This is a genomic window from Streptomyces sp. NPDC057617 (assembly GCF_042800555.1).
GTDB lineage: Bacteria > Actinomycetota > Actinomycetes > Streptomycetales > Streptomycetaceae > Streptomyces.
In genome coordinates, this window is record NZ_JBHVGV010000009.1 from 146,380 (window position 1) to 159,848 (window position 13,469).

13 protein-coding genes and 1 pseudogene are annotated in these 13,469 nt (G+C 72.7%); 8 read left to right on the top strand and 6 right to left on the bottom strand.

Annotation, left to right across the window (positions count from 1 at the left end; all coding sequences use genetic code 11):
- Window positions 1-140: 140 nt before the first annotated feature.
- Window positions 141-1,358, bottom strand: coding sequence for an ROK family protein (locus ACFU9P_RS22855; protein ID WP_376372629.1), 1,218 nt, complete (start codon window positions 1,356-1,358; stop codon window positions 141-143).
- 77 nt (window positions 1,359-1,435) lie between these two features.
- On the opposite strand from ACFU9P_RS22855, the gene ACFU9P_RS22860 reads away from it, so the two are divergent.
- From ACFU9P_RS22860 to ACFU9P_RS22870, 3 genes are all read left to right on the top strand, one after another.
- Window positions 1,436-2,722 (top strand): MFS transporter, encoded by a 1,287-nt coding sequence (locus ACFU9P_RS22860; protein WP_384083740.1) that lies wholly within the window; start codon window positions 1,436-1,438, stop codon window positions 2,720-2,722.
- A gap of 75 nt (window positions 2,723-2,797) precedes the next feature.
- Complete coding sequence (locus ACFU9P_RS22865) at window positions 2,798-3,145, top strand: SCO4225 family membrane protein (RefSeq protein WP_376372635.1); 348 nt, start codon at window positions 2,798-2,800, stop codon at window positions 3,143-3,145.
- A gap of 77 nt (window positions 3,146-3,222) precedes the next feature.
- Window positions 3,223-3,516, top strand: coding sequence for a DUF6332 family protein (locus tag ACFU9P_RS22870; protein ID WP_384083743.1), 294 nt, complete (start codon window positions 3,223-3,225; stop codon window positions 3,514-3,516).
- Here ACFU9P_RS22870 and ACFU9P_RS22875 read toward each other — a convergent pair.
- The 3 genes from ACFU9P_RS22875 to ACFU9P_RS22885 form a co-directional block, all read right to left on the bottom strand.
- On the bottom strand, window positions 3,477-4,142 hold the full coding sequence (locus ACFU9P_RS22875; protein WP_217310094.1) for a response regulator transcription factor: 666 nt from the start codon (window positions 4,140-4,142) through the stop codon (window positions 3,477-3,479). The two genes, ACFU9P_RS22870 and ACFU9P_RS22875, sit on opposite strands and share 40 nt — an antisense overlap.
- A 28-nt stretch (window positions 4,143-4,170) precedes the next feature.
- The gene (locus ACFU9P_RS22880; RefSeq protein WP_384084235.1) at window positions 4,171-5,319 is read right to left on the bottom strand and encodes a histidine kinase; all 1,149 of its coding nucleotides are present in this window, start codon (window positions 5,317-5,319) and stop codon (window positions 4,171-4,173) included.
- A 788-nt stretch (window positions 5,320-6,107) separates the two neighbouring features.
- Entirely contained in the window at window positions 6,108-6,842 is a 735-nt protein-coding gene (locus tag ACFU9P_RS22885; protein ID WP_384083748.1) for a TetR/AcrR family transcriptional regulator, read from the bottom strand.
- A 147-nt stretch (window positions 6,843-6,989) separates the two neighbouring features.
- Between ACFU9P_RS22885 and ACFU9P_RS22890 the strand changes: the two genes are divergently transcribed.
- Window positions 6,990-7,439 carry a nitroreductase family deazaflavin-dependent oxidoreductase gene (locus ACFU9P_RS22890; protein WP_376372645.1) on the top strand — a complete coding sequence of 150 codons (450 nt, stop codon included), beginning with the start codon at window positions 6,990-6,992 and terminating at the stop codon, window positions 7,437-7,439.
- A gap of 123 nt (window positions 7,440-7,562) precedes the next feature.
- Here ACFU9P_RS22890 and ACFU9P_RS22895 read toward each other — a convergent pair whose 3' ends face one another.
- Entirely contained in the window at window positions 7,563-8,849 is a 1,287-nt protein-coding gene (locus ACFU9P_RS22895; RefSeq protein ID WP_376372648.1) for a geranylgeranyl reductase family protein, read from the bottom strand.
- A gap of 159 nt (window positions 8,850-9,008) precedes the next feature.
- Between ACFU9P_RS22895 and ACFU9P_RS22900 the strand changes: the two genes are divergently transcribed.
- On the top strand, window positions 9,009-10,418 hold the full coding sequence (locus ACFU9P_RS22900; RefSeq protein WP_384083753.1) for a dipeptidase: 1,410 nt from the start codon (window positions 9,009-9,011) through the stop codon (window positions 10,416-10,418).
- A 251-nt stretch (window positions 10,419-10,669) separates the two neighbouring features.
- A pseudogene (locus ACFU9P_RS22905) lies at window positions 10,670-11,062 on the top strand (MBL fold metallo-hydrolase); the annotation flags it as partial.
- Window positions 11,063-11,154: 92 nt separating this feature from the next.
- Here the strand turns inward: ACFU9P_RS22905 and ACFU9P_RS22910 are convergent.
- The gene (locus ACFU9P_RS22910) at window positions 11,155-12,192 is read right to left on the bottom strand and encodes an NUDIX domain-containing protein (protein WP_384084238.1); all 1,038 of its coding nucleotides are present in this window, start codon (window positions 12,190-12,192) and stop codon (window positions 11,155-11,157) included.
- 230 nt (window positions 12,193-12,422) lie between these two features.
- On the opposite strand from ACFU9P_RS22910, the gene ACFU9P_RS22915 reads away from it, so the two are divergent.
- The gene (locus ACFU9P_RS22915) at window positions 12,423-12,599 is read left to right on the top strand and encodes a hypothetical protein (protein ID WP_376372654.1); all 177 of its coding nucleotides are present in this window, start codon (window positions 12,423-12,425) and stop codon (window positions 12,597-12,599) included.
- Window positions 12,600-12,680: 81 nt separating this feature from the next.
- Complete coding sequence (locus tag ACFU9P_RS22920) at window positions 12,681-13,100, top strand: hypothetical protein (protein WP_376372657.1); 420 nt, start codon at window positions 12,681-12,683, stop codon at window positions 13,098-13,100.
- The last annotated feature ends 369 nt before the right edge of the window (window positions 13,101-13,469 follow it).

Sequence of the window (13,469 nt, forward strand, 5' to 3'; positions counted from 1 at the left end):
CCGGCCCGCGCGAGTGCGCCGCGTACGGCTACGCCGCCGTCGGCGCCTGCCCGGGGGTACGGACCGGCCGGGCTCGACGGGGAGGGCTGGGCGCGGAGCTTGGGCGCTGAGCGGCGGGGCGGACGTGTGCCCCGCCGGGTTCACCGGGCGAGTGCGCCCAGTGGGTCGTCGAGCACCGGCTGCCAGGCCACCTCGGCCGCGCCCACCAGACTGTTGTAGTCGAGTGTGCACGGCAGTATCGGTACGCCACCGCCCTGGCCCCACAGGCTGCGGTCGGCCACGACGGCGTGCAGCCGCTCGGGGTCGGCGTCGAGCAGTTCGCGGTGGAGGCCGCCGAGGATGATCCGGTCGGGGTTGAGGATATTGACCAGCCCGGCAAGTCCCAGGCCCAGCCGGTCGATCAGTTCCTCGGTGGCTCTTCGTACGGCCGGATCCGCAGACTCCGTACGGAGCAGATCGCGGGCCTGCTGGAGCAGGGAGACCTCGGGGCCCGGGGCGCGGCCGGCGGCGGTGAGAAAGGCGAGCGGGTCGGCCTCGACATCGAGGCAGCCCTTTCCGCCGCAGTGGCAGGGCCGCCCCTCCGGGTTGACCGTGAGATGGCCGACTTCGAGGGCGAGGCCCGAACTGCCCGTGTGCAGACGGCCGTCGAGGACGAGCGCGCCGCCGACACCGCGGTGTCCCGTGGCGACACAGAGCAGATGCTGCGCGCCGCGGCCGGCGCCGTGCCGGTGTTCGGCGAGCGCGGCGAGGTTCACGTCGTTGCCGGTGAAGGCGGGGCCCTCGATACCGGCCGCGCGGACCCGCTCGGCGAAGATGTCCCGGACGGGAGCGCCGGCGGGCCAGGCGATGTGGAGCGGGTTGAGGGCGGTGCCCTCCGGTTCGGCGACGGCCGAAGGCACGGCAAGACCCGCGCCCACACACCGCCGTTCAGTCGCGCGCAGCAGCGCGGCGCCTGCCTCCACGGCCTCCCCGAGCACCTGCGCAGGGTCGGCCGGGACCGTACCGCAGCCGGGGGCGGTGGCGACGATACGGCCGCCGAGCCCGACCAGCGCGACCCGGAAGCCGTCGGCGTGGACCTGGGCGGCGAGGGCGACGGGCCCCTGGTCGTCGACGGACAGCCGGTGCGAGGGCCGCCCCTGGGAACCCGCGCCGGCACCGGGCCGCGAGTCGACACTGATCAGCCCGAGTGCCTCCAGCTCCGCGGCCACCGCCCCGGCCGTGGCCCGGGTGACCCCAAGCTCGGCGGTGAGCACGGCCCGGGTGGGCGCGCGGCCGGTATGCACCAGTTCCAGCGCGGGCCCAAGCGCGCCGCGGCCTCTCTCCAGCCGTGTCCGGGTAGTGGTGCCCTTGCCGTTCATGGGGGCGAGTCTCCCATGTCGCGTGACAGACGCTTACGGAGCTTCCGCTGAGCTGACCCGAAGCGTACCCTCATTTTGTGCCGCATCTGAACAAAGTAGGGACCGCCGTTTCGGGGAGCGACGACTCGGACCGCGCGGCCCGGTCCTCCCTCTCCCGTCTCCGTATCGCTCTGACTGTCTTCTTCGCGCTCGACGGCTTCATGTTCGCCGGATGGGTGGTCCGTATCCCCGCCATCAAGCAGCAGATCGGGGCCTCGGAGAGCGATCTGGGGCTGGCGCTGCTCGGGGTGTCGGCGGGGGCCGTGGTGACGATGATGGCCACCGGGCGGCTGTGCCGGCGATTCGGCAGCCATCCGGTGACGGTGGTGTCGGCGGTGCTGCTGTCGCTGAGCATCGCGCTGCCCCCGCAGGCGCATTCGGCGCTGGCACTGGGGCTGGTGCTGCTCGTCTTCGGCACGGCGTACGGCGCCCTTAATGTCGCCATGAACAGCGCGGCCGTCGACCTGGTCGCGGCTTTGCGGCGGCCGGTGATGTCCAGCTTTCACGCGGCGTTCAGCCTGGGCGGCATGGTGGGGGCGGGGGTCGGCGGGCTGGTCGCGGGCGGGCTCTCGCCGACCGTTCATCTGCTGCTTCTGACCGGACTCGGGCTGCTGGTGACCGCGGTGATCGGACCCGTACTGCTGCGGCAGCCCGTACCCGTACCGGAGCGGGATCAGCGGGCGGAGGAGAAGGCACAGACGGAGGGGGCGGAGGGGGTTCGCGACGGGGCGCACGGGCTCGGGCGGGGGTCGCGCCGGGCGGTGCTGCTCTTCGGGGTGATCGCGCTGTGCACGGCGTACGGCGAGGGGGCCATGGCCGACTGGAGCGCGCTCCATCTCACCGAGAGCCTGGGCGCCAGTGCCGGGGTCGCCGCCGCCGGTTACTCGCTCTTCGCCCTCGCCATGACGGCGGGACGGCTGTCAGGCACGCTCCTGCTGGAACGGCTCGGCCAGACCCGTGCCCTGGTCTCGGGCGGTCTGGCGGCCGCGTTCGGCATGCTGCTGGGCGCACTGGCCCCGACCGTCTGGCTCGCGCTGGCGGGCTTCGCGGTGGCCGGGCTCGGGCTGGCCAATATCTTTCCCGTGGCCGTCGGCCGCGCAGGAGCGCTGGCGGGGCCCGGCGGGGTGGCCGCGGCCTCGACGCTGGGGTACGGCGGGATGCTGCTGGGCCCGCCCGCGATCGGGTTCCTGGCCGACTGGTTCACCCTGCCCCTCGCTCTGACGACCGTCGCGCTGCTGGCGGGCGCCGCCGCGCTCGTCGCGTACACGGCCCGGAGCGCGTCCACAGAGATCTCCTCGTGCGGGGATCTACTCGTACGGGATTGAGTAGACGTACTCAGGCACAGCCGTTCGATCCGGCGGACCCTGGAAGGGAAGCACCACACTTCAGGGGAGAAAATCATGGCTTCCGGACCGCTGACCACACTCGTGCGGCTGACCTTCGGCAATCGCGCGTCCCAGGTCTATCTCGCGCTGGTCGCGGCGACGGCCGTGTTCGTCGCGGTCGACACTCTTCTGGTCCATCACGAGGACGCGTCGTTCGCGGGCGTATGGCTGTTCTTCCTGGCGGCGCCGACGGTGTTCGCGTTCTTCATAGGCGGCGAGCTGCTGGGCGGGACGGTCGCGGACTCCGCCGCGTTCGTCTATCCCGCGCTGGTGCTCTCCGTGCTGATCCAGGCGGCGGCGCTGGGCGGGTTCGTACGCCTGATGCGCGGCGGGCCGCGGCCCTCGCACCCGCGCGAGGCCTGACTCCCGGTCCTCCCCCGTCCCGTCCCGGGCGGAGCGGGCGTCTTCCCATCACTCCGGAGCGGCATCAGACTCGGGCCATGGGGACGACACGGAGCGACGCCGAGCGGGATGCCATCACGGTCGAGATCGGCTTCGCCGTCGTGACGGGGGCGCTGGCGGCGGGGCTGGTGTTCGGCGTGGTCGCGGGGGCCGCGTGGTACTTCGAACTGCCGGAGACTTTCGTACGGGTCGGCGCGGTCGCCGGGGCTCTCGCCTTTGTGGCACGGGTCGTTCAGGTGCTGTGGCGCTTCCCGCAGCGGCGGCGTGGGGCCGGCGATCCGGGCGTACCGCCTCAGCCGAGCCAGCCCGGCCGTACGAGCCCCGACTCGTAGGCGAACACGACCAGTTGTGCCCGGTCACGGGCGCCCAGCTTCACCATCGTCCTGCTGACATGCGTCTTGGCCGTGAGCGGGCTGACGACCAGGCGGCGGGCGATCTCCTCGTTGGAGAGGCCGATACCGACCAGGGCCATCACCTCCCGTTCCCGCTCGGTGAGTTCACCGAGCCCCGCGAAGTCCGTGGGCGCCTTGGAACGGGACGCGAACTCCGCGATGAGCCGCCGCGTCACCCCCGGCGACAGCAGCGCGTCGCCGTCCACCACCGCCCGTACGGCGCGCAGGAGTTCCTCCGGTTCGGTGTCCTTGACCAGAAAGCCGGACGCGCCGGAGCGGATCGCCTCGAAGACGTACTCGTCGAGTTCGAAGGTGGTGAGCATGACCACCTTCACCTGGTCGAGCCCGCCGTCGCCGGTGATGCGCCGGGTCGCCGCCAGTCCGTCCAGCAGCGGCATCCGGATGTCCATCAGCACCACATCGGGGCGGAGTTCACGCACCCGGCGCACCGCCTCCTCGCCGTCCGCGGCCTCGCCGGCGACCTCGATGTCCGGCTGGGCGTCGAGCAGCGCGCGGAAGCCGGCTCGTACCAGCGACTGGTCGTCGGCCAGCAACACACTGATCACGGTGACTCCTCCAGGACACGGACACGGATCACACCGACTCCTCGGGATTCAGGCTCGGGCCGGCCAGGGGAAGTATCGCCCGGACGCGGAAGCCGCCGCCGGGGCCCGGTCCGGCCTCGATGGTGCCACCGAGGGCGGCGGCGCGTTCGCGCATTCCGACGAGACCGTTGCCGCTGCCGCCCGCGTCCCCACCGGTCGCGGGACCCGCGTCGTCGATGAGGAGTTCGAGCCGTCCGGGCGCGTAACCGAGCCGTACCCGCGCGGTACGGGAACCGGAGTGCCGCACCACATTGGTCAGCGCCTCCTGGACGATCCGGAAGGCGGCCAGATCGGTGCCGGGCGGCAGCGCGATACGCCGTCCGTCGCGCAGGATCTCGACGGTCAGTCCGGCGCCCGCGGCCTGTTCGACGAGTTCGGGCAGCCGGTCGAGGCCGGGAGCGGGGGCGCGAGGGGCGTCGCCGGGCGTTCTGAGGGTGTCGAGGACCTGCCGTACCTCGCCGAGTGCCTCCTTGCTCGCCGCCTTGATGGTGGTGAGCGCGGTACGGGCCTGCTCGGGGTCGGAGTCGAGCAGGGCGAGCCCCACGCCGGCCTGGACATTGATCACGGAGATGGAATGGGCGAGCACGTCGTGCAGTTCGCGGGCGATCCGCAGCCGTTCCTCGTCCTGCCGGCGCTTCTCGGCGGCCCTGCGCTCGGCACCCTCCCTGGCCCACTGCTCCCTGCGGACCCGGACGAGTTCGGAGGCCGCGCAGAGGGCGACGACGAAGGCGGCGATGACCAGTTCCTGGCCCCAGGGCGCGGCGCGGTCGTGGGGCGGGGGCAGCCAGCGGTAGAGCCAGTGCGCGATGAGTACGTGCCCGAGCCAGAGCGACCCGACGGCCCACCAGGCCGCGCGGCGGTGGCCCGCGGCGATCGCGGCGAAGCAGGCCACGCCGACGGTCAGGAAGATCGGTCCGTACGGGTAGCCGGCGGCGAAGTAGACCAGGGCGGTGGCCGAGACTCCGAAGACGGCGACGACGGGGTGACGGTGCCGGAAGAGAAGAAGAGCGGGTCCGGCGAGGAGCAGCAGCCGGGCGTAGTTGTCGAGGGGGAGCCGCTGGCCGTGCTGGCCTTGGGCGGCGAAGGCGGTCCCGACGAGGACGAAAACGGTGAGGAAGAACGTGGAGGCCCAGGGCAGCCGCCGCCCCCACCGGCCGCCGAGGGGCCCCGGGCTCCGGCTCTCGGCCCAGGCACCGAACGCGCCGGCAGGGCGGCCGGTCCTCCCGCCGAAGCAACCGGCAGGGCGGTCGGCCCCTGTGCCGCCTGTTCGTCGGCCGAAACCTCGGGTACGGCTGACGGCCCCCGCGCCGAGGCCCCGGCGGGCCCAGGATCCGCTCCCGCGGCCAGAACCCGGGGCCCGGCGGCCGGTCTCGGTGCCGTCGGTCTCGGTGCCGTCGGTCCGCCCGTCGCATCCCGTGCCGGAGCGCTGGGCCAGGGTGTCGGTCCGGGCGTCGAACCCTCGTCCGAGGACGCCGGCCCGGAGGTCGGTCCCGTCGGTGAAACCGCCGGCCCGACCGTCGAGCCCGTCGCCCGTCCCGGCGTCGGTCGCCCCACCGGAAACCCCGGCCCGGCCCTCGGGGCCCTCGCCCGTCCCGGCCCCGGGCCGCCACGGCAGCCGGAGCCGCGGGCCGCCCCGTGACCAGAGGAAACCGCCGTGCCGGGGCGGGCTCGGCGTACCTTCGTCGCCCCCGTCGCGGCCGCTGGGGTGTTGTTCCATGTCGGCCACGCTAAACCGGCCGGACGGTTCCGGCGTCCGTCGGGCGTGGCGGTCACACGTACTCCCTGGGGAGTACGGACCGCTTCGCAGTGGGCGGACCGCGATACTCCGCGGACACATCCGGGGCCGGCCGGCACACGGCCGGCGTCCGGCCGAAGCCGGACCGCGCGGCGGCCCGGACCTATGCGGCGGGCGAACGGGCAGCAGGGCTAGCGCGCGGCCCCGGAGGTTGTGAGCAGGCCCACTTCGTGGGCGAGGCGGCGGGTGGACTGGGCGAAGAGTTCGTCGCGGGCCTCGACGAGGTTGTTGAACTGGCCGAAGACCTCGAAGGAGATCAGGCCGAAGAGCTGCGCCCACGCCGCGACCAGTGCCGCCATGACCTCCGGCGGAAGGCCGGGGGCGAACTGCGCGGCCAGGCGTTCCGCCTCCGGGCGCAGTTCCGGGGAGAGCGGCGGGAGTGCGAGGCCGCCCGCGCGGTGGGCGTCGGTCGCGACGGAGATCAGTGCGAGGCCGACACGGGAGGCGGGCTCGACGGTCAACTGCGGTGCGGTGTAGCCGGGTACGGGGGAGCCGTAGATCAGCGCGTACTCGTGCGGATGGGCCAGGGCCCAGGCCCGTACCGCCGTACAGATGGCCGCCCAGCGGTCCACGGGACCGGCGGGTCCGGCCGGGCCGGTGGAATCGGTGGAGTCGGCGGCGGCCAGCGCCTGTTCTGCGGCCGAGCCGACGGCGTTGTAGGCGTCGACGATCAGGGCGGTCAGCAGATCGTCCCGGCTGGGGAAGTAGCGGTAGAGCGCGGACGACACCATGCCCAGCTCGCGGGCGACGGCGCGCAGTGAGAGCTTCGCGGCGCCCTCGGCCGCGAGCTGTCTGCGCGCTTCGTCCTTGATGGCCGCCGTGACTTCGGTACGGGCGCGTTCCCTGGCTCCCCGGATGGTCGTCATGGAGAGCAGTGTGCCATGTTTCGGAGCACCGCCCAATATCCGGAGCGGTGCCCACATCAGAGAGCACTGCTCTTGCTTTGGAGCACCCCTTCCGTGCACACTGCTCTCAAGCGAGAGCAGTGCTCTCACAAACTCAGGGGAGTCACCATGTCGGAGCCCTACTACCTCAAGGCCGGCCGGGTCAGCGGCTGGTTCAACAACATCGTCGGCCGGCTCGCCCGGCACGGGGTGAGCATGCTCGGTACGGCGGAGATGTCCGTACGAGGCCGGAAGAGCGGCCAGATGCAGCGCATCCCCGTGAACCCGCACACCTACGAGGGCAGCCAGTACCTGGTCTCGGCCCGGGGCCACTCGCAGTGGGTGCGGAACATGCGGGTCGCGGGCGGCGGCGAGCTGCGGGTCGGCCGCGAAGTGCGGCAGTTCACCGCGACCGAGGTCCCCGACGACGAGAAGCTCGCGATCCTGCGGACGTATCTGAAGCGCTGGGGCTGGGAGGTCAACCAGTACTTCCAGGGGGTCACCGCGAAGTCCTCCGACGCGGAAATCCTCGCGGCCGCCCCGGACCACCCGGTCTTCCTGATCAGGACGGACTCCTGAGCGCAGCCGCCGCCGGCCCGAAGCGATCCCGGCCGACCGGCTCCGGCCCGGACGGCCCGACCGGCCCCGCTGCCCGCCGGCCCGAACCCCGCCCGCCTCAGCCCCGCCGCCCGCCCACTGCGATCACTCCCTCGCGCCCGCCCCCGGCACCGTCTCCGGCTCCGGCGCGCTCTCCTCCGGCGCGGCCGCCCCCGGCTGTCTGCGGTCCAGCAGGTCGAGCGCGCGCCGGGCCAGCGGGTGGGTCCGTACCAGGCCGGCCAGCGAGGTCGAGCCGCGCGCGATGTCCGCGAACGCGTTCCACGCCGGGCGCAGGCCGGTGATCGCCGCGTGCAGCATCCCCGGGCGGCGCTCGAAGATGGCGAGCATGCGCCGCCCGACCCCCATCTCCACACCGAGGCCGGCCTTGATGGCGAACGCGTAGTTCAGCGCCTGGCGCCGGGCGTCCACCGCGTCGTGCGCCTCGGAGATCCGTACCGCCCACTCCCCCGCCAGCCGCCCCGACCGCAGGGCGAAGGAGATCCCTTCCCTGGTCCAGGGCTCCAGCAGTCCCGCCGCGTCCCCGCACACCAGCACCCGCCCGCGCGACAGCGGTGAGTCGTCGCTGCGGCACCGGGTCAGATGCCCGGACGACACCGAGGGCTCGAACCCGGCGAGCCCGAGCCGGGCGATGAAGTCCTCCAGATAGCGCTTGGTCGCCGCGCCCTCGCCGCGCGCCGAGATCACCCCGACGGTGAGCGTGTCGCCCTTGGGGAACACCCAGCCGTAACTCCCGGGCAGCGGGCCCCAGTCGATGAGCACCCGGCCCGCCCAGTCCTCCGCGACCGTCGGCGGTACGGGGATCTCGGACTCAAGGCCCAGGTCGACCTGGTCGAGCTTGACTCCGACGTGCGCGCCTATCCGGCTTGCGCTGCCGTCGGCGCCGACGACGGCCCGCGCCAGCACCGTCTCACCGTCGGCGAGGACCACGGCGACCGTACGGCGGTCGGGCACGGCCGGGCCGTGCTGTTCGACGCGCGTGACGCTCACGCCCGTACGCAGCACCGCACCCGCCTTCTGCGCGTGCTCCACCAGACTCTGGTCAAACTCGGGGCGGTTGATGAGACCGAAGAGCATCCGCTTGGAACGGCGCGTACGGGCCAGCTTCCCGTTCAGCGAGAACGTCACCGCGTGCACCCGGTCCCTGAGCGGCAGTTCGAAGCCGGGCGGCAGCGCGTCGCGCGAGGGCCCGATGATCCCGCCCCCACAGGTCTTGTAGCGGGGCAACTCGGCTTTCTCCACCAGCAGCACCTGACGGCCCGCGACCGCCGCCGCGTATGCCGCGGAGGCTCCCGCCGGTCCTGCGCCGACCACGACGACATCCCATACCGGCTCGTCGTGCTCGCTTCCGGCGTCTGCGTTCTCGCTGCTCACGATGTGCTTCTGCTCCTGATCCGACCGGTGGCCCCTGTTGTCGAACGGCATCCTACGGCCAGGGCCCGGCAAGCCCGCTGTGGGAGGATCGCCAGTGCCCTTCGACGTACACGACGACGTACACGACAAGACAACGACTCAGCCACCAGGAGCGTGCCCATGACCGCGAATCCGATCGGGGAGACCGTCGGAGAGACGACGGATCCGATCGCCGGAACCGTCGCCTCTCTGCTGCCCCGTGCCCGTACGGAGCTGGCTGAGCTGGTGTCGTTCCGTTCGGTGGCGGACCCCGCCGTGTTCCCGAGGAGCGAGTGCGAGGCCGCCGCGGCGTGGGTGGCCGACGCGCTGCGCGCCGAGGACTTCCAGGATGTGTCGGTCCTCGACACCCCGGACGGTACACAGTCCGTCTACGGTCTGCTGCCCGGCCCCGAGGGCGCCCCCACCGTACTGCTCTACGCCCACTACGACGTACAGCCGCCGCTGGACGAATCGGCTTGGCGGACACCGCCGTTCGAGCTGACCGAGCGCGACGGCCGCTGGTACGGGCGCGGCGCGGCCGACTGCAAGGGCGGCTTCCTGATGCATCTGCTCGCGCTGCGCGCCCTCAAGGCGAACGGCGGTGTGCCGGTGACCGTCAAAGTGATCGCCGAGGGCTCGGAGGAGCAGGGCACCGGCGGTCTCGAACGGTACGCGGAGGCGCACCCGGAGCTGCTCGCCGCCGACACGATCGTCATCGGTGACGCCGGGAACTTCCGGCTGGGGCTGCCTACGGTCACGGCCACTCTGCGCGGGATGACGTTGCTGCGCGTACGGATCGACACGCTCGAAGGGAACCTGCACTCGGGGATGTTCGGCGGTGCCGCGCCGGACGCGCTCGCCGCGCTGATCAGGGTGCTGGACTCGCTGCGCGCGGAGGACGGTACGACCACGGTGGACGGCCTGTCCCAGGGCACGGGCTGGGACGGACTCGTGTACGACGAGGCCGAGTTCCGCGAGGACGCCAAGGTGCTCGACGGGGTCGGGCTGATCGGCGGCGGTTCCGTCGCCGACCGGATCTGGGCGCGGCCCGCGGTGACCGTCCTGGGCATCGACTGCCCGCCGGTGGTGGGGGCCACCCCGTCCATCCAGGCGAGCGCGCGGGCGACGGTCAGTCTGCGGATCCCGCCGGGGCAGGACGCCGGCGAGGCGACGGAGCTGCTGACCGCGCACATCGAGAAGCACACACCGTGGGGCGCGCGGGTGTCGGTGGAACAGACCGGCCAGGGCCAGCCGTTCCGCGCGGACACGTCGAGCCCGGCGTACGCGGCGATGCGGGACGCGATGCGGGTGGCGTACCCGGGCCAGGAGATGCAGACGGCGGGCCAGGGCGGTTCCATTCCGCTGTGCAACACCCTGGCCGCGCTGTATCCGGAGGCGGAGATCCTGCTGATCGGGCTGAGCGAGCCGGAGGCGCAGATCCACGCGGTGAACGAGAGTGTGTCGCCGGAGGAGCTGAGGCGGCTGTCGGTGGCGGAGGCGCACTTCCTGGTCAACTACGCGGAGTCCAAGGCGGATTCCAAGAAGGGCTGAGGTCCCGGGCGGCGCCCGGAACCGGCTCGGGCGCGGAACCGGCTCGGGCGCGGCGGCCGGGCTCAGAGACAGGGCCCGGCCCGGTTCAGCCCCGCCCGGTCTGCCGCGGGCCGGCCCGGCGCGGCCCGGCTCAGCCCGTCCCGGCCGTTCAGCGGAGAGCGAGATCGCGGAGAGCGTAGCCGCGTACAGCGGGCGCGCCCGGCTGCGTACGGTCGCCGCATGGACCTCATCGACGTCGTGGAGATTCGCCCCCGGTGGTACGCGGTGACCTGCCCGTGCCGGAACCGGTGCTGCTGGACTGGGAAATCCCGCTGTACGAACGCGGCCTGACGGTCCCTCAGGCGCCGCCCACCCGGGTCGACCGCGAGCTGGAGGACGGCGACGAACTGGACTTCGGCGACGGCGCCCGGGTGGTTCACGCCCCCGGCCACACCGACGGCTCGATCGGTGTCCATCTGCCCCGCCACGGTGTGCTGTTCGCCGGCGACACGATCGCCGCGGTGAGCCGCATCATGCTGGGCGTCTTCAATGTGGACCGCGCCCGCGCCCAGGAGTCCATGCGCCGCCTGGTCGCGCTGTCCCCGACGACGGTGTGTTACGGCCACGGCGACCCCACCCCGGGCTTCGGCGACCTGACCGAGTAGCCCGCGCCCACGAAGGAGCGGGCCGGGGCAGGTCGTACTCGTGGCGTACTCGGGGGTGGGGTCGTGACGTACCCGGGGCGGGCGCGGGCGGGTCAGCCGACCGGGACGCCGTCCTCCAGATTGAGTACCTTCCCGCGCTCGCGTGCGCGCAGGGCCCAGCGCAGCCGTTGGAAGCGGGCGGGCGGCAGAAGCCCCGCGGCCTCGTCCTCGCGGACGAAGCGCCAGGCTCTCAGCTCCGGCCCGGGCAGCAGGAGTCTCCCCGTCAGCCGCGCGGGCAGCCGGCCTCCGTCGAAGAGCAGCCGGAGCCCGCCGTACCCGGGTGGCCTGGGCGGTTCCCAGTCGACCACCAGCAGCCGGGGCACCTCGGTCAGCTCTATGCCTATCTCCTCGGCGACCTCCCGTATCCCCGCCTGCGCGGGCGCCTCGCCGGCCTCCACAACCCCGCCGGGGAACTCCCAGCCGGGCTTGTACGTGGGGTCCACCAGCAGCACCCGGTCCTCCTCGTCGAAGAGCAGTACCCCGGCGGCGAGGGTCTCGGCGGTCGGCTCGGGCGTCTGCACGATCTCGCAGATCCCTGCCTCACCGGTCTGCACGGCGGCGGCGAGGGTGACGGCGGTCTCCCGCGCGGTGAGACCGGTGTTGTCGATCACATGGGCGTCGCCGGTCAGCCAGCCGAGCGCGGCGCGGTAGGGCTCGATGTGCTCGTAACACCACTGCCGGGTCCGCTCGCTCCCCGCCGGATCGTCCTCCACCGCCTCACGAGCCGCTATCCGCCCCCGCAGGATCGTTTCGTCTGTGGCCAGCAGGACATGGCGCACCGGAATACGGCGGGACGCGAGCCCGCCGAAGATCTCGTCGCGGTACTCCTGCCGGATCAGAGTCATGGGTACGACGAGCGTGCCGCCGACCTCGGCCAGCAGGGCCGCCGCGGTGTCGACGACCAGACGCCGCCAGATCGGCAGGTCCTGGTAGTCCCCGACCTCCGCGAGCTGTTTGGGCGGCAGGAGCTGCGCGACCGCGCCGCCGATCAGCTCCGGGTCGTACAGCGTGCAGTTCGGGATCAGGTCGATCAGTTCGCGTGCGGTACTGGTCTTGCCCGCTCCGAACGCACCGTTGATCCAGACGACGATCACGGTTCCCCCTCTTCCGTAGCCCCCAGTGGACTGCCCGCAACACCCTGCCCCGGAAACCCCCCGCCAGGCCGGGCAGGGCGCTCACCGTGCGTGCTGTGGCCGAGCTGTGGCCGGTTCGATGTCGTACCGAGGCCAGGAACGTCCACTGTACGAACCGATGTCCGTGCCGGGCCGTAACACATTCCCGAGGAACATCGTTGGAACTCGATGTGACAAGGGGGTACTCGATGTGCCGGACAGTGCTGGAGAAATTCCCCGCGGGAGGGCCGCGCGGGAGCTGGCCCGCGGAGGAGTTCGCGCGGGCGCGCAGGGACGAGGGGACGCCGGCGGAGGTCGTGATGGATCTCGATTCGGACGTGTTCCTCGTGGTCGTACCACAACAGGCAACGGAGTCCGCGTCCTAGGCCGTGGGGTCCCGCTGTGAGCGGGGCGCTGTCCTGGTCCGGTTCGCAGCCGGGCACCGTACGATCCGGAGAAGTCCTGACATGCGCAAGCCCGGCCGAAAGCCCGGCACACCGTCCGCCGTATCCGTACGTCCTCGACGCGGGCGGCGGTGCGCGCTGGCCCTCGCTCTGGCAGGCGTCGCCGTCTCGCTGACCGCGCCTCCCGCGGCGGCGGACAGCAGTGCGTGCACGCATCATTTCTCGGGTCCGCAGATCTGTATCCGGCTCGACGGCGAGGGCGGCAGGAACGCGGTCACCGGAATCTGGACCAACCCGCCCGCGCATATCACCTCCCGCCCGGTGGCCCTCTTCCGCGACGGCCGCTTCGTGGACCGCGCATTGGCCACCCGCTCGGGCCGCGCCCTGACCTACGGCTGGCCCACCGCGGACACGGGCACGGAGGTCGAGCTGTGCGTGAAGTTCCGCGGCAGCCGCCGCATGGCATGCCAGACGACGCACTAGGTCCGCCGGGGCACTGGCCGCGCCTGTCTCTCCCAGCCGGGCCACGCCCCCCGCTCGTGGCCCGGCCGCCGGAGCGGGACTGAAATCGCTCCGGCCCGGCGGTGGTTGTCGTGGTGTGTGCGGACCCCGACGCCCGGACCCGTCGGAGCACCGCCGCTGGTCCGGCCGGTGCTCCGACGGGCACCCCCCTGCCGAGGACTCTGCCGGACCGACCTTGGAAAAACCTGGAAAACCCAGGTCAGCACCGGATTTCCGACCTCGGGGTACGGGGCGCCCGACGCGGACCCGACGCCGGACCGGACGTCCACGTACGGCAGTTGGCGTGCGCGGTGCTCACCCTCCCGGCGCGGTACGGGCATTGGCACGATC

Excerpts from the sequence above, each read along its gene's own strand:
- ACFU9P_RS22855 (WP_376372629.1), bottom strand. The coding sequence starts at position 1,358 with ATGAACGGCAAGGGCACCACTACCCGGACACGGCTGGAGAGAGGCCGC.
- ACFU9P_RS22865 (WP_376372635.1), top strand. The coding sequence starts at position 2,798 with ATGGCTTCCGGACCGCTGACCACACTCGTGCGGCTGACCTTCGGCAAT.
- ACFU9P_RS22870 (WP_384083743.1), top strand. The coding sequence starts at position 3,223 with ATGGGGACGACACGGAGCGACGCCGAGCGGGATGCCATCACGGTCGAG.
- ACFU9P_RS22885 (WP_384083748.1), bottom strand. The coding sequence starts at position 6,842 with ATGACGACCATCCGGGGAGCCAGGGAACGCGCCCGTACCGAAGTCACG.
- ACFU9P_RS22890 (WP_376372645.1), top strand. The coding sequence starts at position 6,990 with ATGTCGGAGCCCTACTACCTCAAGGCCGGCCGGGTCAGCGGCTGGTTC.
- ACFU9P_RS22900 (WP_384083753.1), top strand. The coding sequence starts at position 9,009 with ATGACCGCGAATCCGATCGGGGAGACCGTCGGAGAGACGACGGATCCG.
- ACFU9P_RS22915 (WP_376372654.1), top strand. The coding sequence starts at position 12,423 with ATGTGCCGGACAGTGCTGGAGAAATTCCCCGCGGGAGGGCCGCGCGGG.
- ACFU9P_RS22920 (WP_376372657.1), top strand. The coding sequence starts at position 12,681 with ATGCGCAAGCCCGGCCGAAAGCCCGGCACACCGTCCGCCGTATCCGTA.